Genomic DNA, 17,510 nt, shown 5'->3' on the forward strand with positions numbered 1-17,510 from the left:
TCTTTACGTTGCGGCGCCGCAACCTTCGCGGGCTTCGAGCGGTAGTCACTGCGTCCGAGCCGGGGAGATCAACAGCCAGTCGATCAACTCCCGGACCCGGCCGGACACTTCACAACCTCACCGTTCTCTCCCGTCGAAGGAGCACCATGTCCCTCCCCCTGACCCGCCGGATCGCCCGTGCCGCGTTGATCGTCGCTGCGGGAGCGGCTGCCGGGGTCGGTGCGGCCGGCTCCGCCAGCGCGGCCCCCGAGCTGCCGGCCACCCCGAACCTCGGCGGGCTGACCGCCCCGGACGGGGCGAACGTCGGCAACACCGTCGACGGCGCGGCGCAGAACGTCACCAAGTCCGCGGGTGACACCGGCAGCAAGACCGTCAAGAAGGCGGCGCCGGACGCGGGCAAGACCAGCGGCAAGACGGTCAAGAAGACCACGCCGGCCGCGCAGAAGGCCGCCGGTGACGCGGCGGGCTCCGCCGGGCAGCTCGTCGGTGACGCGGCCGGTTCCGCGCAGGGCGGTCTGCCGACGGACTCCCTGACGAAGGGCGGGGCGCCGTCGGCCGAGTCGCTGCCGGTGAAGGGTCTGCCGGTCGGCTGACGCCGGGTCTCGACGGCCGAGGGGTCCAGGGAATTTCCCTGGACCCCTCGGTCTGTGTGCGAGTCGGTACAGCTGAAGCGTCTTGGCCGGTGCTCGGCGTTCGGGGCTGTGCCCACCCTCCCCCAAGCTCTCGGCTTCGCTCGAGCAGGGGGGACCCCATCGCCCCAGCGGAACGACTGCCCACAGCCGGGCCGGCCGTTACAGCCGCTGGACCGCCGCTGCTACGCGCTCGTCCGTCGCCGTCAGGGCCACTCGGACGAACTGGGCGCCCGCCGGGCCGTAGAAGTCGCCGGGGGCGACCAGGATGCCTCGTTCGGCCAGGTGGGACACCGTGTCCCAGCAGGACTCGCCCCTCGTGGCCCACAGGTAGAGGCTGGCCTCGCTGTGCTCGATGCGGAAGCCGTGGGCGAGGAGCGCCTCGCGCAGGAGGGTACGGCGGGCGGCGTAGCGCTCGCGCTGGACGCGGACGTGCTCGTCGTCCCCGAGGGCCGCGATCACCGCCGCCTGGGTCGGTGCCGGCGTCATCATGCCCCCGTGCTTGCGGATCTCCAGCAGGGGAGCCAGGACCGCGGGGTCGCCGGCCAGGAACGCCGCCCGGTAGCCGGCCAGGTTCGAGCGCTTGGAGAGGCTGTGGACGGCGACGATGCCCTCGTACGAGCCGCCGTTGACGTCCGGGTGCAGCACCGAGACCGGGTCGGCCTCCCAGCCCAGCTCCAGGTAGCACTCGTCGGAGAAGAGCAGGATGCCGTGCTCGCGGGCCCAGGCGACGATCCGGGTGAGCTCCTCCTTCGGCAGGACCCCGCCCGTCGGGTTGGACGGGGAGTTCAGCCAGAGGAGCTTCAGGCCCTCGGGGTCCAGCTCCGTCGGGTCGTCGTAGGCCTCGTACTCGGCGCGGGCCAGGCGGGCGCCCACCTCGTACGTCGGGTAGGCCAGGCGCGGGTAGGCCACCCGGTCGCCGGGGCCGAGGCCCAGCTGGGTCGGGAGCCAGGCGACGAGTTCCTTGGAGCCGACGACCGGCAGGACGTGGCGGTGGGTGACGTCCCGGGCGCCGAGGCGGCGCTCGACCCAGCCGGTGATCGCGTCGCGCAGCTCGGGCGTGCCCCAGACGGTCGGGTAGCCCGGGGAGTCGGCCGCGGCCACCAGTGCCTTCTGGATCAGCTCGGGTACCGGGTCGACCGGGGTGCCGACCGACAGGTCCACGATGCCGTCCGGATGGGCGGCGGCCGTGGCCTTGTACGGCGTCAGCTTGTCCCAGGGGAAAGTGGGGAGACGGTCGGAGACTGCGGACACGGTTTCTGGCTCACTTTCTGGTACGGACGAGCCGTCGCGGCAAACGCCTCGGCCCCGCACGGCGACCAGGGCGTGGTCGGGCCGTACGGGACCGAGGCGGCACGGATGTGCGGGCCGCTTGCGGTGACTAGGCCTGCGGCGGCAGCGCGGCGATGAAGGGGTGGTCGCGCTCGATCAGCCCCAGCTTGCTGGCGCCGCCGGGCGAGCCGAGCTCGTCGAAGAACTCGACGTTCGCCTTGTAGTAGTCCTTCCACTCCTCCGGAGTGTCGTCCTCGTAGAAGATCGCCTCAACCGGGCAGACCGGCTCACAGGCACCACAGTCGACGCATTCGTCCGGGTGGATGTACAAGGACCTGGAGCCCTCGTAGATGCAGTCGACCGGGCACTCCTCGATGCACGCCTTGTCCTTGACGTCGACACAAGGCTGCGCGATGACGTAGGTCACGCTGTCGTTCCTCCTCGATAGGGCGCTGGCGGGCCTCCTCAGGCTCCGCCGCCTGGCGCGCGGGAGCGCGGCGTCGTCGATGCCCGCCCCTAGTATCTCCGTTCCCGGGCATGATCCGAACAGGAGGGGTGAACTGACCAGTGGAAATCTCTGCCGCCGGGCGACTCGAGGTCCGTATCACCGCTGCTGACGTGGGCAAACGGGTCTCCGTACGGAGCATGATCGAACATGCGGCTCCGGGTGAGAAGTTCACCGACACGGTCGGTGTTCTCACATCATGGGACAAAGGTGTGTTGCTGATCACACGCAAGGGCGGCGAGAGCGTCCGTATCGCGGAATCCGCGCTGGTCGCGGGCAAGCTCGTGCCCGCCGCGCCGGCGCGTCGCCGCGGTCCGGCCGCCTCCTACGAGGAGCTGGCCCGGGTCGCCGCGCGGGCCTGGCCGCCCGTGGAGAGCGAGCGGCTCGGGGACTGGGAGCTGCGGGCCGCGTCCGGGTTCACGCGCCGGGCGAATTCCGTGCTGCCGCTCGGTGACCCGGGCGTGTCCCTGGACGAGGCTCTCGACGCCGTCCGGCGGTGGTACGGCGAGCGCGGCCTGCCCGCCTACGTCCAGACCGCGACCGGTGCCGAGGGCGCGCAGGAGCTGCTGTGCGCGGAGCTGGAGCAGCGGGGCTGGGTGCGTGAGGTGACGGCCGAGTTGTGGGTCGGGCCGCTGGCGCCGGTCGCCGACCTCGCCGAGCCGTCGGGGGTCGTGCTGTCCCGGGAGGCCGACGAGGCGTGGCTGGCCCGGTACCAGCGCAAGGGCGTGAGCGAGGTCGCGCTGCGGGTGCTGGGGGCCGGGCCTTCGGTGTGGTTCGCGACCGTGCCCGGTTCGGCGGGGGCGGCGGCTCCGGCCGCCATCGGGCGGTGTGTCGTCGACGGGCGGTGGGCCGGGTTCGCCGCCGTCGAGGTCGATCCGGAGCTGCGGCGGCAGGGGCTGGGCACGGCCGTGATGGCGGCGCTGGCCCGGCGGGCCCTGGACGAGGGCGCGTCGGCGGCGTGGCTCCAGGTCGAGGCCGACAATGAGGGAGCGCGGGCGTTGTACGCCGGGATGGGTTTCGCGGCGCACCACGCCTACCACCACTACCGGGAACCGGATGACCACGACTCCGGCCGGTAACCGATCGTCGTGAGAGGGCACGAGCCAGCCATGCGTCCCCCGTATCCCCCGTCCCCCGAGCGCTCCGCCGAGCTGCGGCGGCGGTTCGCCGAAGAGGCCCGGTCCGAGCGGCCCGATCTGTCGACGCTGTGCCTGCTGGTGGGCGCGGCGGCGGACGGAGCGCTGGACGAGGCGGGCCTGGACGCCGCGCAGGTCGAGCTGGACCGGCTGGCCGGGCTGCTGCCGTTCCGGCCCGGCCGGCCGCACGCGTGGGCGGTCGCCCTGCGGGAGCTGCTCGGGGACCGGCTGGGGTTTCACGGCGCCCCGGCCGACTACCAGCGCCTGGAGTCCTCACTGCTGCACGAGGTGCTGGTGCGGCGCCGTGGGCTGCCGATCCTGCTGTCCGTGGTGTGGATGGAGGTGGCCCGGCGGGCCGGGGCGCCGGTGTACGGGGTGGCTCTGCCGGGGCATTTCGTCGTCGGGTTCGGGCCCGACGAGGGGCAGGTGCTCGCCGATCCGTTCGACGGGGGGCGGGTGCTGACGGGGGCGGACGCGGAGTTGCTGGTCGCCGGGGCGACGGGGGCGCACCTTGATCCGTCGATGCTGCGGCCGGCCGATCCGCTGGATGTGGTGTTGCGGATCCTGAACAACGTGCGGGCGTGGGCGGCGGCTCGGCCGGAGCGGTCGGATGTGGCGCTGTGGGCGGTCGAGTTGTCGTTGCTGTTGCCGTCGCATCCGGCTCGGTTGCGGTACGAGCGGGCGCAGTTGCTGGTGGGGCGAGGGGATTTTCTGGGTGGGGCGGTGGAGTTGGAGGCGTACGCGGAGGTTGTGCGGGCGGTGGACGAGGGGGCCGCTGAGCGGGTGCGGGGGGAGGCTCACGCGGCCCGGGCGATGCTCAACTGAGGCCTTCTGGCCGTAGGGCTTTATGTCGTCGGCGAGTGCGGGGTGCGTTGTGGCTCGTCGCGCAGTTCCCCGCGGCCCTGAAGAAGGTCGGTCTACAACCAGCCCTTTTCTCGGGCTGCTCGGACCGCCTCCGCACGGTTCCTCACCGCCAGCTTCTGTATGGCCGTACTGAGGTAGTTGCGCACCGTGCCCTGGGAGAGGTGCAGGGTCTGGGCCAGTTCCGCGTTGGTGGAGCCGTCCGACGCTGCTCGGAGGACTTCTCGTTCCCGGTCTGTGAGGGGGTTGGCGCCTTCCGCCAGGGCCGCTGCCGCGAGGGCGGGGTCGATGACGCGTTCGCCGGTCAGGACCTTGCGGATCGCCTCGGCCAGTTGCGCGGCGGGGGCGTCCTTGACCAGGAAGGCGTCGGCGCCGGACTCCATGGCGCTGCGGAGGTAGCCGGGGCGGCCGAAGGTGGTGAGGATCACCAGCTTGATGTGCGGGAGTTCGGCGTGGAGGCGGGCCGCGGCCTCGATGCCCGTGGCGCCGGGCATCTCGATGTCCAGCAGGGCCACGTCGACGGCGTGCTCGCGGGCCGCGCCCAGGACCTCGTCACCGCGGGCCACCTGGGCGACGACCTCGATGTCCTCCTCCAGGCCGAGCAGGGCGGCCAGGGCCTCGCGGACCATCGACTGGTCCTCGGCGAGCAGGACCTTGATCGTGCGGCTCATGCCGGGGATCCTACGTCCGCCGGTCCGGCCGCGGGCACGCGGGCGACCAGGCGGAAGCCGTGCCTGAGCGGGCCCGCCTCCAGGGTGCCGCCCGCCTTGGTGAGGCGTTCGGTCAGGCCCGTGAGGCCGTTGCCGTGGCCGTCGCCCGGGCCGCCCGAGCCGTCGTCCTCGACGGCGAGTTCGAGCACCGGGCCGTCGAGGGTCTGGCGGTGCAGCAGCTCGACCGCGCAGCGGCGGGCGCCGCTGTGCCGTACGACGTTGGTGACGGCCTCGCGCAGCGCCCAGGCGAGGGCGGACTCGCTCTCCTCGGGGACACCGGTGAGGTCGGGTTCGGCGGGTAGGTCGGCGGTGACGCCGGCCGCGGTCAGGGCGACCCTGGCACCGGCGAGTTCGGCTGTGAGACGGGGACGGCGGTAGCCGGTGACGGCCTCGCGTACGTCGACCAGGGCCTGGCGGCTGACCTGCTCGATGTCGGCGACCTGCTGGGCCGCCTTGCCGGGGTGGTCGGGCAGCATCCGGCCGGCCAGTTCGCTCTTGAGCGTGATCAGGGAGAGGGAGTGGCCGAGCAGGTCGTGCAGGTCCCTGGCGAGGCGCAGGCGCTCCTCGTTGGCGGCGAGCTGGGCGACGGTGGCGCGGGCCTCGCGCAGCGCGATGGTGGTGCGGACGAGTTCGCGTACGCCGGTCATCGCGAAGCCGCCGAGCAGGGCCGGGATGAGCAGGCTCGCCAGGTAGGACTCGCCGCCCGGCACCGCGAGCGCGACGGCGGTCAGCAGCGCGCACGCGGCCGGGATGGTCCAGCGGGCCATGCGCAGGGGCAGGGCGGCACCGGACGCGATCGACACGTACACGAACAGCACCAGCCACTCGCGGCCCAGAGTGACGGCGAGGAGCGCGGACTGGGCGGCGAGGACCCCGAGCGAGCCGAGGACCACGCCGTTGCGCTCGCCCCGGCCGGTGCGGAAGACCAGCAGCATGTACCAGGTGACGAAGGCGGCCAGGCCGATCCAGCCGAGGACGCGCACGCCCGTGCTGTGGCCGCCGTGCAGCAGGTCGGTGACGGGTGCGCTCAGGTAGACCAGCCAGATGCCGGTCCACATCGACTTCACCGCCCGCTGCCTGCGGTTCACGGGGCGCTGCCCCATGCCGAACCCGTCGCCGCTCACGCCTTCAAGGTGTCCTTCCGGTACAGCCAGGCCGCGCCGCCCGCGAACAGGACGAACGACACGACGAGGATGACGAGGTCCTGGACGTGCGGGGCGCGGCTCTGCTCGATGGCCTGCCCGAGGGCAGCGTACGCGTGCGTGGGCAGCCACTTCGCGATGTCCTGGAGCCAGCCCGGGAAGGTCGTCGTCGGCATCCACAGGCCGCCGAGCATCGACAGGCCGAAGTAGGTGATCATGGTGATCGGGCGGACCGCGTCCCCGCTGGCGAGGTACCCCAGGGCGACGCCGAGCGCGGCGAAGACGAGGCTGCCGGCCCAGATCGCTCCGGTGAGGGCGAGCCACTGCCAGGCGTTCAGGCGTACGTCCTTCACGGCCGCCGCGACGGCGAAGACGATGACGATGGACGGCAGGCTGACGACGGCGGCGCTCGCGGTCTTGGCGAGGACGTAGCCGCGGCCCGGCAGCGTCGTCAGACGCAGCTGCCGTACCCAGCCGCCCTCGCGTTCCTTGGCGATGCGTTCGCTGTTGCCCATGAGGACGGCGGTGAGGGCGCCGAAGGAGGCCATGGAGACCATCATGTAGGTCGGGAGGGTCAGGGCGCTGCCGGGCACTTTCGTGGTGCTGTCGGCGTTGCCCGCGATGATCAGGAACAGGACCGACGGGTAGATCACGGAGAAGAACAGGAACTTGCGGTTGCGCAGGGCGCGGGTGAGTTCCAGCTTGATCAGGCTGTTCACTTCGACTTCGCCTCCTCGGCGGCCGTGATCGCGACGAAGGCCTGCTCCAGGCCGAGCCCGGCGACTTCGAGGTTGCGGGGGTAGACGCCGAGGCCGTACAGGGCGTGGACGGTGGCGTCGGCGTCGGTGGACTGGATGCGGACGGTCTGTCCGGAGACCGTCAGGGAGGTCAGGAAGGGCAGGCGGCGCAGGGCGGGCTCGTCGACGGTGCCCGACAGGTCGAAGGAGATGCGGCGGGCGCCCGCCTTGGCCTTGATCTCGGCGGCCGTGCCGTCGGCGAGGACCCGGCCGCGGTGCAGGACGAGGACCCGGTCGGCGACGGCGTCGGCCTCCTCGAGGTAGTGCGTGGCGAAGAGGACGGTCCGGCCCTGGCCGGCCTGCTCGCGCATGGTGGCCCAGAAGGCCTGGCGGGTGGTGACGTCCATGCCGGTGGTGGGCTCGTCCAGGACGATGAGGTCGCTGTCGCCGGCGGTGGCGAGAGCGAAGCGGACGCGCTGGGCCTGGCCGCCGGAGAGCTTGTCGACCTTGCGGTCGGCGATCTGCTCGATGCCGGCGCGGGACAGGACCTCGGAGGGCCGGTACGGCTTCGGGTGCAGGTCGCAGGCGAGCCGCACTAGTTCGGCGACCGTGACCTGGTCCATCAGTCCGCCGCTCTGCAGCATGGCGCCCACGCGCCCGGCGACGATGGCGTCCCGGGGGCTGGTGCCGAAGAGGCGGACCGTGCCGCTGTCGGGCTTCTTGAGACCGAGGAGCAGGTCGAGGGTGGTGGACTTGCCGGCGCCGTTGGGGCCCAGCAGCGCCACGGTCTGCCCCGGGCGCAGGGCCAGGGTCAGTCCGTCCACCGCCCGTACGGCGGCGTATGCCTTGCTCACCTGGTCGAACGCGACCACCGGGGCTGTCGTTGTCATACGGACAGCGTGGCTTCGAGGGTGGGGGCGGGGGCAGTGTCGGGCGTCCGGAGTGACGTATGACAGATGTCATGTACGCGGGATGAACGGGCGACGACGAGAGCCCCTGCCCTCACCGGGCAGGGGCTCTCGTGGTGCGGGTGGCCGGAGGTCAGTTCGGCTTGGTGTCGATGACTCCGATGCGCTCCGCGGGCGTCTTGCCCCGCAGGGCCTCGCGCAGGGCCGTGACGACGTCCTGCGGCAGCACGTCGCGCTTGCCGCTCGCGCCGTCGATCTTCACGCCCTCGAAGGTCGTGCCGTACGCCTCCTGGAGGGCCTTGAGGTTGTACGTGTCCACCAGCTTGCCGTTGACGGCCTTGAAGCTGAGGATCTTCGGCAGGGACACACGGCCGAAGTCGATGCTGTGCGCCGCGTCGGTGCGAACGGTGGCGAGGTCGGACATCGCGGGCTGCGCGAACTCCTTGAGCATCCGGTCGACCTCGGCGTTCGAGACCGTCGGCTGCCGGGTGGTGGTCGGGAGGTTCACCGTGCCGGGCGTGCCGGTCTCCACCTGGTTGCGGTACGCCTCCTCGACCGCGGCGGTCGACTTGGCGACGTCGATGCCCTTGCCCGTCTTGCCGTACACGGGGACGGCCTTGCCGCCCTCGAACTTGATCGTGCCGTCGGTCGACGCGCCGGAGCCGCCCGCGGCGTTCTCCAGGGACGCGTGCAGCTTCTCCTCGTCGACGGGCATGACGGGCTTGACGACGCGGTGGTTGCCGAAGAGCGAGCCGATAACGGAGACCGGGTTGTAGTCGCTCTTCGCCGCCGCGTCGGCCGTGGCGTCCATGTCGAACTGGAGTCCCGCCTTGTCCGGGTCGAGGGACACGGTCCTGCCGTCCACCGACAGCTTGAGCGGCTTGCCCACCCGGCCGTCGAAGGCGTCGTCGAGCTTCTTGACCGCGCCGTCGCGGGTGGTGCCGCCGATGTCCACGCCGAGCACGGTGGTGCCCTTGGGCACGTCGGTGCGGTTCATCAGCAGTCCGGCGCCGTACACGCCACCGGCCACGACCACCAGGCCTGCGGCGAGCAGCACGAGCTTGTTGCGCCCCTTCTTCTTCGGCGCCTTCGAGGAGTTCGCCGGGGGCGGGGAGACCGGCTCGGGCAGCTTCGGGGCCGTGTGGGGCACCGGGCCGTCACCGGGCGCGCCCGGAGGGAACGACGAGGCCGCGCCGGGCGGTACGACCGGGATACCGCTGGTGACGGTGTGCCCGGAGACGTTGTCGTGCCGGGGGCCGTAGCCCTGGCCGTCCGGCGGCTCGGGGGCCGGCTTCTGCGGGGTGAGGATGGCGGTGTCGTCGCTCATCCCGCCGCCGGGGCCGTGGCCCGCGGCGCCGTGGCCGGTGGGAGCGGCGGAGCCGGGGGCGCCGCCAGGGTTTCCGGGGCCGGGGCCTCCGGGCCCCGCGGTACCGGCGGGTCCTCCGGGTCCGCCCGTGCCGGCGGGGCCGCCTATGGCGCCGGGACCGGCAGGCGCGCCGGGGCCGCCCGATCGGCCGGGGTCGTTGAAGGCGCTGGGGCCACCGGGCCTGCCGGGCTCGCCGAAGCTGCCGGGGCCACCAGACCTGCCCGGCTCACCGAAGCCGCCGGGGCCACCCGAGCGACCCGGCTCGTTGAAGCCGCCGGGACCACCAGGCCTGCCCGGCTCGTCGAAGCCGCCGGGGCCACCGGGACCACCCGGCTCAGTGAAGCTGCCGGGACCACCCGCGCGACCGGGCTCGTCGAAGCCGCCCGGGCCACCCGGGCGACCGGGCTCGTTGAAAGCGCCAGGCCCTCCAGGCCCGCCGGGGCCGCCACCCTGGTCGTCGAAGCCGCCCGGGACGCCGGGGCCGCCTGCCGGTGGGGCCATCGGGCCGTCGCCGGTGACCGGGCCGCCCGTCGGGCCGGCCGGGCCCTGGGTGCCGGAGCCGCCCGCGTCGCCGTAGCCGTGGGGAGCGCCCTGGCCGCCGTAGCCGCCCTGGCCGTTCTGGCTGAGGCGGTCGTTCTCCGAGAAGTACGGCAGGTCGTCGCGGCGCGTCTCGCCACCGTCACCGCCCGGGGCCGGACGTGAACCGTTGCCGAGGGGACCCGCCGCCAGTGCCTCGGTGACGTCGAAGGAGCCCGTGCCGCCGCCGTGCCCGGGCGCGATGGGGCCGCCGGTCGCCCCGCCGGGAAGCCCCGCACCGTTCTTGCCGCCGGACCGGGAGCCGCCTGGCCTGCTCATGGAACCGACCACGCCACCGGGCCGCCCGGCACCGGAACCACCCGCACCGGAACCACCCGTTGCCGGGCCGCCCGATCCGGCACCACCGGAACCGCCCGCGGCCGGACCCGAACCGCCCGGCAGACCGGCCCCGTTGGTGGAGCCGCCGCCCTGCCCGGGCTTGCCCGAGCCGGACTTGCGCGGCGCGAACCAGTCACTGGTCGGCTTGTCCTCGCCGGACTGGCCCGACGGACCGGACGGACCGGACGGACCGGACTGGCCGGACTCGGCGGCGGGCTCGACCGTGCCGGTGCCCCCGGGCGTGGCGTTGCCCGGAGCCTTCGCTTCGTTGCCCGCTCTCGCGCCGGAACCGGTACTGGTGTCGCCGGAGCCCTCCGCGTCCGCGACGGGCTTGCGCACCACCACCGGCGGAATGGGCCGTGACCCGGGGATGTTGATCCGGATCCGGGTCGTCAGCGTGGTCTCGGTCTTGCGTTCCTCCGGCCGCGTGGCCGAACGGCCCGCTTCCGTACCGCCGTCGGACACCGTCGGGGTCCCGTACGGCGGCGTACCCGACGGGTAGGCGGCTCCGCCGCGCCCGTTGGGCCCGGAGGACGGAGTGTCAGTTTCACGACTCAAGGCAGGTTCTCCCGGTTGGCTCCGCCGCCCGACACAACCTCACGCGGGCAGCTCGGCGGCGCGCACCACCATACTGGCCACTTCTCACCCGTATCTCAGGACCGCTGGGGAAACTCACACCGGACCCCCATGGGCGCGTCCTGGCGAAGTGGTACGTCACTTCCCAAGTCGGACGGGGTCGCCGTCCGGTTGCCGCCCCGGGGCGAGGGTGGCGCAGATCACAGCCACAGCGATGCCACCGAGCAGGAAGAGATAGGAGCCTTCGCCGGCCGCGAAGAGGAAGTCGCCCTCCGGGCGGCTGGCGGTGAGCAGGACCACGGAGAGCATCCAGCCGGCGGCGGCCGCGACGCCCCCGGCCCGCCCGCGGGTGACCCGCGCGGCACCGAGGACGAGCCCGGCCTCACCGGCGAGGGCGAGCAGCAGCCCGCCCGGGAACCACGCGGGCTGCACCAGTGCCCCTGCCGTGCCGATCACGGCCCCGAGCAGGAAGAACCCCGCACAGGCGGCGGCCCGCCCGGCGGAGGGCGGCCGCATCGGCTGGGCGAGCATCGGACTCCGGTCGCTCATGAGGACTCCTCGACACCGGCGAACAGGTCCGTCTCCCGTTCGCCGGGGCCCCGCTCGCCCCGCACCAGCTCGTAGTACTCGGTCGTGAGGATCGGCTGGGCGAGTTCGTTGGACAGTGCGAAGTACGGCCCACACACGCTGATCTGGGTGGCGTGGGCGCGCATCGCGGCGGCTTTGGCGGCGGCGTACGCGGTGCCGTCGACGACGGTGGTGATCCGCTCCTCGGCCACGACACCCGGGACGTCGTCAACGTCGGCCGCCTTGGCGAAGGGCGTGCCCGGCAGGTCCTCGCGGAGCCGGGCGAAGGATTCCTCGACAACCGGCCGGGGGACCCGGTTCCAGTAGACCTTGGGGGTCGGCCGGCCCGACTCGGCGGCCAGGTCGACGGCCCGCATCGCGACGCGGTGGGCCTGGATGTGGTCGGGGTGGCCGTAGCCGCCGTTGTCGTCGTAGGTGATCAGGACCTGGGGGCGTACCTCCCGGATCACCGCGACGAGGTGTGCGGCGGCCTCGTCGACGTCGGCCTGCCAGAAGCAGCCGGGGTCGTCGTTGTCGGGCAGGCCCATCATCCCGGAGTCGCTGTAGCGTCCGGCGCCGCCGAGCAGGCGGAAGTCCCGGACGCCGAGCTCGGCCATGGCGGCGGTGAGCTCCCGGCGGCGGTGCTGGCCCAGGGCGGGACCGCTCAGGTGCGCGAGCTCGGGCGGGATGACCTCGCCGCGCTCGCCGAGGGTGCACGTGACCAGGGTGACGTGGGCACCCTCGGCCGCGTACCTGGCCATGGTCGCGCCGTTGTTGATCGACTCGTCGTCCGGGTGCGCGTGCACCAGCAGCAGACGCCGAGAGGGCAGTTCCGTCATGGACCCAGACTACGAGGTCCGGCGGTCAGAACTTGATGCTGCCGATCATGCCCGCGATGTTGGTCGTCAGCTCGTTGATCGTGGGAGCCACGGTCGAGGAGGCGAGGTAGAAGCCGAGCAGCATGCAGACGATCGCATGCCCGGCCTTCAGCCCCGACTTCTTGATCAACAGGAAGACGATGATCGCCAGCAGCACCACCGCCGAAATCGAGAGTGCCACGGCGGCTCACCTCCAAAGATCCACGAGGGCGCGGGGGGTCGGACTATGGGGGCATCAAATCCGTACAGCAGCCAGCAGGTTCATACCCACTATGCGACATTGATCATAACTATCCGTCCGTGCGCATCGATCGGCGCACGGCCGCACAAGGGGGCGCATGGCCAATATGGTCAGGGCATGACGACCGAGCCTGACTCCTTCCCCCGGCGGCACGCCCGTACCCAGCGCTTCACGCTCGGCGCGCCGCGTTCGTTCACTGTGGCGCCCGACGGTTCACGTGTCGTGTTCCTGCGCTCCGGTTCCGGTACGGACCGGGCGAACTCACTGTGGGTCCTCGACACGGAGGAGGGCGGGGAGCGCGTGGCCGCCGACCCGCGCGCCCTGCTGGGCGGTGCCTCGGAGGACCTCTCGCCCGAGGAGCGCGCCCGGCGTGAGCGCAGCCGGGAGGGTGGCGCCGGCATCGTCGGGTACGCCACCGACACGGCCGTCGAGTTGGCCTCTTTCGCCTTGTCGGGGCGGCTTTTCGCGGCCGAGCTGCGGGCCGGGACGGCACGTGAACTGCCCACGCCCGGGCCGGTGATCGACCCGCGTCCCTCGCCCGACGGGCGGTATGTCGCCTACGTCGCGCAGGGTGCGCTGCGCGTCGTTGGCGCGGAGGGGGACGGCGACCGGGCGCTCGCCGAGCCGGAGTCGGAAAATGTCTCATATGGGCTGGCCGAGTTCATCGCGGCCGAGGAGATGGGGCGGTCGCGCGGCTTCTGGTGGGCGCCGGAGTCGGACCGGCTGCTCGTGGCGCGTGCGGACGACACGCCGGTGGACCGGTGGTGGATCTCCGACCCGGCGCATCCGGAACGAGAGCCGCAGCGGGTGGCGTATCCGGCGGCGGGCACCGGCAACGCGGACGTACGGCTGTTCGTGATCGGCCTGGACGGGGCGCGCACGGAGGTTGCCTGGGACCGGGCGCGGTACCCGTATCTGGCGCGTGTGCACTGGTCAGCGGCGGGCGCGCCGCTGCTGCTCGTCCAGGCGCGCGATCAGCGCAGCCAGCTGATTCTCGCGGTGGATCCGGAGTCGGGCGCGACCCGGATGGTGCACGCCGACGAAGATCGGATTTGGCTTGATCTTTTCCCCGGGGTGCCGTGCTGGAGCCCGGCCGGACGACTGGTGCGGATCGCGGACGAGGGCGGTGCGCGGCTGCTGGCGGTCGGGGACCGGCCGCTCACGGGGGCGCAGCTGCACGTGCGGGCCGTGCTGGACGTCTCCGACGACGACGTGCTGATCTCGGCGTCGGCGGGCGAGGAGGCCGCCGAGGCGGAGACCGGCCAAGTGCATGTGTACCGGGTGAACGAGCTGGGAGTGGAGCGGGTGTCGCGGGAGCCGGGCGTGCACTCGGCGGTGCGGGCCGGGGACGTGACGGTTCTGGTCTCGGCGGCACTGGATCGGCCAGGTGCGCGGGTGCGGGTACTGCGCGACGGGAAACCGACGGTTGTCGTCCCCTCGCACGCAGAAGATCCCGGTATGTCCCCCCGCGTGACGCTCACCGAGGGGGGCGCACGCCGCATCCCGTGCGCCGTGCTTATGCCTCGGGACTACGCCGGTGACACCCCCCTGCCGGTGCTCATGGATCCCTACGGCGGGCCGCACGGGCAGCGGGTCCTCGCGGCCCACAACCCGCACCTCACCTCACAGTGGTTCGCGGACCAGGGCTTCGCGGTGGTCGTCGCGGACGGCCGGGGCACCCCGGGCCGCTCCCCCGCCTGGGAGAAGGGGATCCACCAGGACTTCACGCTCTCCCTGGACGACCAGGTGGAGGCCCTGGAGGACCTGGCGAAGAGGTATCCGCTGGACCTGTCCCGGGTGGCGATCCGCGGCTGGTCCTTCGGCGGCTGGCTGGCGGGCCTCGCGGTGCTGCGCCGGCCGGACGTCTTCCACGCGGGGATCGCGGGCGCGCCGGTGACGGACTGGCACCTGTACGACACGCACTACACGGAGCGCTACCTGGGGGACCCGGCCGAGCAGCCGGACGCGTACGCGCGCAGCTCCCTCGTCACGGCGGACGGCCTGTCCTCCCCCGCCGAGCCGCACCGCCCGCTGATGATCGTGCACGGCCTCGCCGACGACAACGTGGTCGTCGCCCACGCCCTGCGCCTGTCCTCGGCCCTCCTGGCCGCCGGCCGCCCGCACGAGGTGCTGCCGCTGTCCGGGGTCACCCACATCACCCCCCAGGAACAGGTCGCGGAGAACCTGCTCCTGCTCCAGGTCGACTTCCTGAAGCGGTCCCTGGGCATCACCGGCACCTGAACACGGCAACGGGCCGGGGCGACATGGTGCGCCCCGGCCCGTTTACGGCACCCGCACGGCCGTACGCTGTCCAGCCTGACGCGTCCGTATATCGGAACCGGGTCAGCGAAGTTGCCTGCGTGTTAACGCAGTTCGCGGGGGTTTACCGGCACTTCGGCAGCGACCAGCTCCACCTCGAACCCGTCGCTGTCGGCGAGATGGGCGGCGTAGTGCCCGGAGCCTCCGGCGTGCGGGTAGCGGTCGGCGAAAAGAGGCTCCCAGCCGTGTGCCGGGGCGTCCCGAGCCAGCGCGTCGACGTCGGCCGGCGTCCCGGCATGGAACGCCAGGTGGTTGAGGCCCGGCCTCATGCGGTCGTGCTCGGCGGCACTCATCGCCGGTGACTGCTCGACGACGAGGTACGTCGGACCGAGCCGCCAACTGCGGCCGCGCTCCCACTCCTGATACGGGTCGTAGCCGAGGCGGCCGAGGAGCCAGCCCCATGCGCGGGTCGCCCGGGGAAGGTCGGGGACCCAGAGTTCGATGTGATGCAGCATTCCAGACCCTCGAAATTCCAGACCCTCGAACACCGGTTCCCGGCGTCTTCGGTGAGAAGGGCCGGGAACCGGACAGGAGGCCGTGCTGGGACGTCAGGCCGCGTGGACCACGTCCTTCTCCTCGGCGAAGTGGCAGGCCGACTCGTGGGCCGCCGGGGTGTCCTCGCCCTTGAAACGCTCGGGGATGGCCAGGAGAGGGGTCTCCTGGGCGCACTTGTCCTGGGCCTTCCAGCAGCGGGTGCGGAAGCGGCAGCCCGAGGGCGGGTTGGCCGGGGACGGGACGTCTCCGGTGAGGATGATGCGTTCGCGGCCCTCGCGGGACTCCGGGTCGGGAACCGGGACCGCGGAGAGCAGGGCCTGCGTGTAGGGGTGGGTCGGGTGGTCGTAGATCTCCGTGTCCGTACCGATCTCGGCCATCTTGCCCAGGTACATCACACCCACCCGGTCCGAGATGTGCCGGACGATCGACAGGTCGTGCGCGATGAAGAGGTAGGACAGGTTGAACTCGTCCTGGAGCTTCTCCATCAGGTTGATGACCTGCGCCTGGACGGACACGTCCAGCGCGGAGACCGGCTCGTCGCAGATGATGATCTCGGGGTTGAGCGCCAGGCCGCGGGCGATGCCGATGCGCTGGCGCTGACCGCCCGAGAACTGGTGCGGGTAGCGGTTGATGTACTCGGGGTTGAGGCCGACCACGTCCAGCAGGTCCTGGACCTTGCGGCGGCGGTCGCCCTTCGGCGCCACCTCCGGGTGGATCTCGAAGGTCTCCCCGATGATGTCGCCCACCGTCATACGGGGGTTGAGCGACGTGTACGGATCCTGAAAGACCATCTGGATGTTGCGGCGGACCGCCTTCAGGGCGCGGCCGGACAGCTTGGTGATGTCCTGGCCCTTGTAGAAGATCTCACCCGCGGTCGCCTTCTCCAGCATCATCAGCAGCTTGGCGACCGTGGACTTGCCACAGCCGGACTCGCCCACGATGCCGAGCGTCTCACCCTGGTAGAGGTCGAAGGAGACCCCGTCCACGGCCTTGACCGCGCCGATCTGACGCTTGAGCAGAATCCCCTGGGTCAGCGGGAAGTGCTTGACCAGGTTGCGGACCTGAAGGATGGGCTCACCGCGCTCGACCGGCGCTTCGATCGCCGCGACGGCCTCCTCGTCGGTGGCCGCGTCGACCGTCTCCACCTCGGTGACGTTGGGGGTGGCGTCCATGGACTCGCCCTTCGTGTCCTGCTCAGCCATGGATCGTCTCCTTCCAGAAGTGGCACGCGCTGCCGCGGCCGACCAGCTCTCCGCCGTCCCGCTCGGTGACCGGGTGCAGCGGCGGGACGTCCGTACGGCAGATGTCCTGCGCCTGCGGGCACCGCGGGTTGAAGGCACAACCGGACGGGATACGCGTCAGGTTGGGCGGCAGACCCTTGATGGCGTACAGGTCCTGGCCCTTCTGGTCCAGGCGCGGGATCGACTCGAGCAGACCCTTGGTGTAGGGGTGCGCGGGCCGCTTGTACAGCTCGTGCACGGGCGCGGTCTCCACGATCCGGCCCGCGTACATCACCGCGATCTTGTCCGCGACGTCGGCGACGACACCGAGGTCGTGGGTGATCAGGATCAGGCCCATGTTGTACTCGCGCTGCAGGTCCGAGAGCAGGTCCATGACCTGCGCCTGGACCGTCACGTCGAGGGCCGTGGTGGGCTCGTCGGCGATGATCAGGTCCGGCTCCAGGGCGAGCGCCATCGCGATCATGATGCGCTGGCGCATACCGCCGGAGAACTGGTGCGGATAGTCGCCGACGCGTTCCTTCGCGGCCGGGATCTTCACGCGGTCCATCAGCTCGATGGCCTTGGCCTTGGCATCCTTCTTGCTCAGGCCCTGGTGGACGCGGAACATCTCGCCGAGCTGGTAGCCGACGGACAGCACCGGGTTCAGCGCGGACAGCGCGTCCTGGAAGATCATCGCGATCTTCCTGCCCCGGATCTTGCGCCGGGCGTCGCCCGACATGGTGAGCATGTCCTCGCCCCGGTACAGGATCTGGCCCTGCGGGATCCGCCCGGGCGGCATGTCGAGGATGCCCATGATCGCCTGGGCGGTCACGGACTTGCCGGAGCCGGACTCGCCGAGCACGGCGAGCGTCTCGCCGGAGTTCACGGTGTAGTTGACGCCGTTGACGGCCTTCGCCACACCGTCACGGGTGTGGAACTCGACGTGCAGGTCGCGCACTTCGAGCAGGGGAACATCGCCCTCGGCCGCGCCTCGCGGCTCGGGCACGTTCCTGGTCTTGTCGATGGTGGTCAC

Annotated in this window: 17 protein-coding genes; 4 read left to right on the forward strand and 13 right to left on the reverse strand. The window is 72.0% G+C overall.

The annotated features are described in order from the left end of the window. The first annotated feature begins 146 nt into the window (after nucleotides 1-146). Nucleotides 147-593, forward strand: a complete 447-nt coding sequence (locus ACIBL4_RS06110) for an ATP-binding protein (protein WP_399406970.1) — start codon at nucleotides 147-149, stop codon at nucleotides 591-593. A gap of 198 nt (nucleotides 594-791) precedes the next feature. Here ACIBL4_RS06110 and ACIBL4_RS06115 read toward each other — a convergent pair whose 3' ends face one another. Further along, the gene (locus ACIBL4_RS06115; protein WP_399406972.1) at nucleotides 792-1,883 is read right to left on the reverse strand and encodes a bifunctional succinyldiaminopimelate transaminase/glutamate-prephenate aminotransferase; all 1,092 of its coding nucleotides are present in this window, start codon (nucleotides 1,881-1,883) and stop codon (nucleotides 792-794) included. A gap of 127 nt (nucleotides 1,884-2,010) precedes the next feature. Beyond that, nucleotides 2,011-2,328: a ferredoxin gene (gene fdxA, locus ACIBL4_RS06120; RefSeq protein ID WP_010047804.1), complete on the reverse strand. Its 318-nt coding sequence runs from the start codon at nucleotides 2,326-2,328 to the stop codon at nucleotides 2,011-2,013. 140 nt (nucleotides 2,329-2,468) lie between these two features. Between fdxA and ACIBL4_RS06125 the strand changes: the two genes are divergently transcribed. Next, complete coding sequence (locus ACIBL4_RS06125) at nucleotides 2,469-3,485, forward strand: GNAT family N-acetyltransferase (RefSeq protein ID WP_399406974.1); 1,017 nt, start codon at nucleotides 2,469-2,471, stop codon at nucleotides 3,483-3,485. Between the two features lie 30 nt (nucleotides 3,486-3,515). After that, nucleotides 3,516-4,367, forward strand: coding sequence for a tetratricopeptide repeat protein (locus tag ACIBL4_RS06130; RefSeq protein WP_399406976.1), 852 nt, complete (start codon nucleotides 3,516-3,518; stop codon nucleotides 4,365-4,367). 92 nt (nucleotides 4,368-4,459) lie between these two features. Here the strand turns inward: ACIBL4_RS06130 and ACIBL4_RS06135 are convergent, their stop codons facing one another. From ACIBL4_RS06135 to ACIBL4_RS06170, 8 genes are all read right to left on the reverse strand, one after another. Next, nucleotides 4,460-5,074, reverse strand: coding sequence for a response regulator (locus ACIBL4_RS06135; RefSeq protein ID WP_399406978.1), 615 nt, complete (start codon nucleotides 5,072-5,074; stop codon nucleotides 4,460-4,462). Beyond that, nucleotides 5,071-6,237, reverse strand: a complete 1,167-nt coding sequence (locus ACIBL4_RS06140) for a sensor histidine kinase (protein ID WP_399406979.1) — start codon at nucleotides 6,235-6,237, stop codon at nucleotides 5,071-5,073. The genes ACIBL4_RS06135 and ACIBL4_RS06140 overlap by 4 nt, the downstream gene beginning before the upstream one ends. Beyond that, entirely contained in the window at nucleotides 6,234-6,974 is a 741-nt protein-coding gene (locus tag ACIBL4_RS06145; protein WP_399406981.1) for an ABC transporter permease, read from the reverse strand. The genes ACIBL4_RS06140 and ACIBL4_RS06145 overlap by 4 nt, the downstream gene beginning before the upstream one ends. Beyond that, nucleotides 6,971-7,882: an ABC transporter ATP-binding protein gene (locus tag ACIBL4_RS06150; RefSeq protein ID WP_399406983.1), complete on the reverse strand. Its 912-nt coding sequence runs from the start codon at nucleotides 7,880-7,882 to the stop codon at nucleotides 6,971-6,973. The genes ACIBL4_RS06145 and ACIBL4_RS06150 overlap by 4 nt, the downstream gene beginning before the upstream one ends. 151 nt (nucleotides 7,883-8,033) lie before the next feature. Beyond that, nucleotides 8,034-10,739 (reverse strand): hypothetical protein, encoded by a 2,706-nt coding sequence (locus ACIBL4_RS06155; RefSeq protein ID WP_399406985.1) that lies wholly within the window; start codon nucleotides 10,737-10,739, stop codon nucleotides 8,034-8,036. Nucleotides 10,740-10,895: 156 nt separating this feature from the next. Further along, the gene (locus tag ACIBL4_RS06160; protein WP_399406987.1) at nucleotides 10,896-11,306 is read right to left on the reverse strand and encodes a DUF6113 family protein; all 411 of its coding nucleotides are present in this window, start codon (nucleotides 11,304-11,306) and stop codon (nucleotides 10,896-10,898) included. Beyond that, complete coding sequence (gene mshB, locus ACIBL4_RS06165) at nucleotides 11,303-12,163, reverse strand: N-acetyl-1-D-myo-inositol-2-amino-2-deoxy-alpha-D-glucopyranoside deacetylase (protein ID WP_399406989.1); 861 nt, start codon at nucleotides 12,161-12,163, stop codon at nucleotides 11,303-11,305. Before mshB ends, ACIBL4_RS06160 begins: the two co-directional genes overlap by 4 nt. A gap of 25 nt (nucleotides 12,164-12,188) precedes the next feature. Beyond that, a complete protein-coding gene (locus tag ACIBL4_RS06170; protein ID WP_030842840.1) occupies nucleotides 12,189-12,383 on the reverse strand; it encodes a hypothetical protein in 195 nt (64 codons plus the stop codon). A 177-nt stretch (nucleotides 12,384-12,560) separates the two neighbouring features. Between ACIBL4_RS06170 and ACIBL4_RS06175 the strand changes: the two genes are divergently transcribed. Continuing rightward, nucleotides 12,561-14,684 carry a prolyl oligopeptidase family serine peptidase gene (locus tag ACIBL4_RS06175; RefSeq protein ID WP_399406991.1) on the forward strand — a complete coding sequence of 708 codons (2,124 nt, stop codon included), beginning with the start codon at nucleotides 12,561-12,563 and terminating at the stop codon, nucleotides 14,682-14,684. A 122-nt stretch (nucleotides 14,685-14,806) separates the two neighbouring features. Here ACIBL4_RS06175 and ACIBL4_RS06180 read toward each other — a convergent pair whose 3' ends face one another. The 3 genes from ACIBL4_RS06180 to ACIBL4_RS06190 all read right to left on the reverse strand — a co-directional run bounded on the left by ACIBL4_RS06180 (nucleotide 14,807) and on the right by ACIBL4_RS06190 (nucleotide 17,510). Then, nucleotides 14,807-15,217: a VOC family protein gene (locus ACIBL4_RS06180; protein WP_399406993.1), complete on the reverse strand. Its 411-nt coding sequence runs from the start codon at nucleotides 15,215-15,217 to the stop codon at nucleotides 14,807-14,809. Nucleotides 15,218-15,310: 93 nt separating this feature from the next. Continuing rightward, complete coding sequence (locus ACIBL4_RS06185; RefSeq protein ID WP_399406995.1) at nucleotides 15,311-16,459, reverse strand: ABC transporter ATP-binding protein; 1,149 nt, start codon at nucleotides 16,457-16,459, stop codon at nucleotides 15,311-15,313. After that, nucleotides 16,452-17,510: an ABC transporter ATP-binding protein gene (locus tag ACIBL4_RS06190; protein ID WP_399406997.1), complete on the reverse strand. Its 1,059-nt coding sequence runs from the start codon at nucleotides 17,508-17,510 to the stop codon at nucleotides 16,452-16,454. Before ACIBL4_RS06190 ends, ACIBL4_RS06185 begins: the two co-directional genes overlap by 8 nt.

The organism is Streptomyces sp. NPDC050416 (assembly GCF_044458845.1).
Taxonomy (GTDB): Bacteria; Actinomycetota; Actinomycetes; order Streptomycetales; family Streptomycetaceae; genus Streptomyces.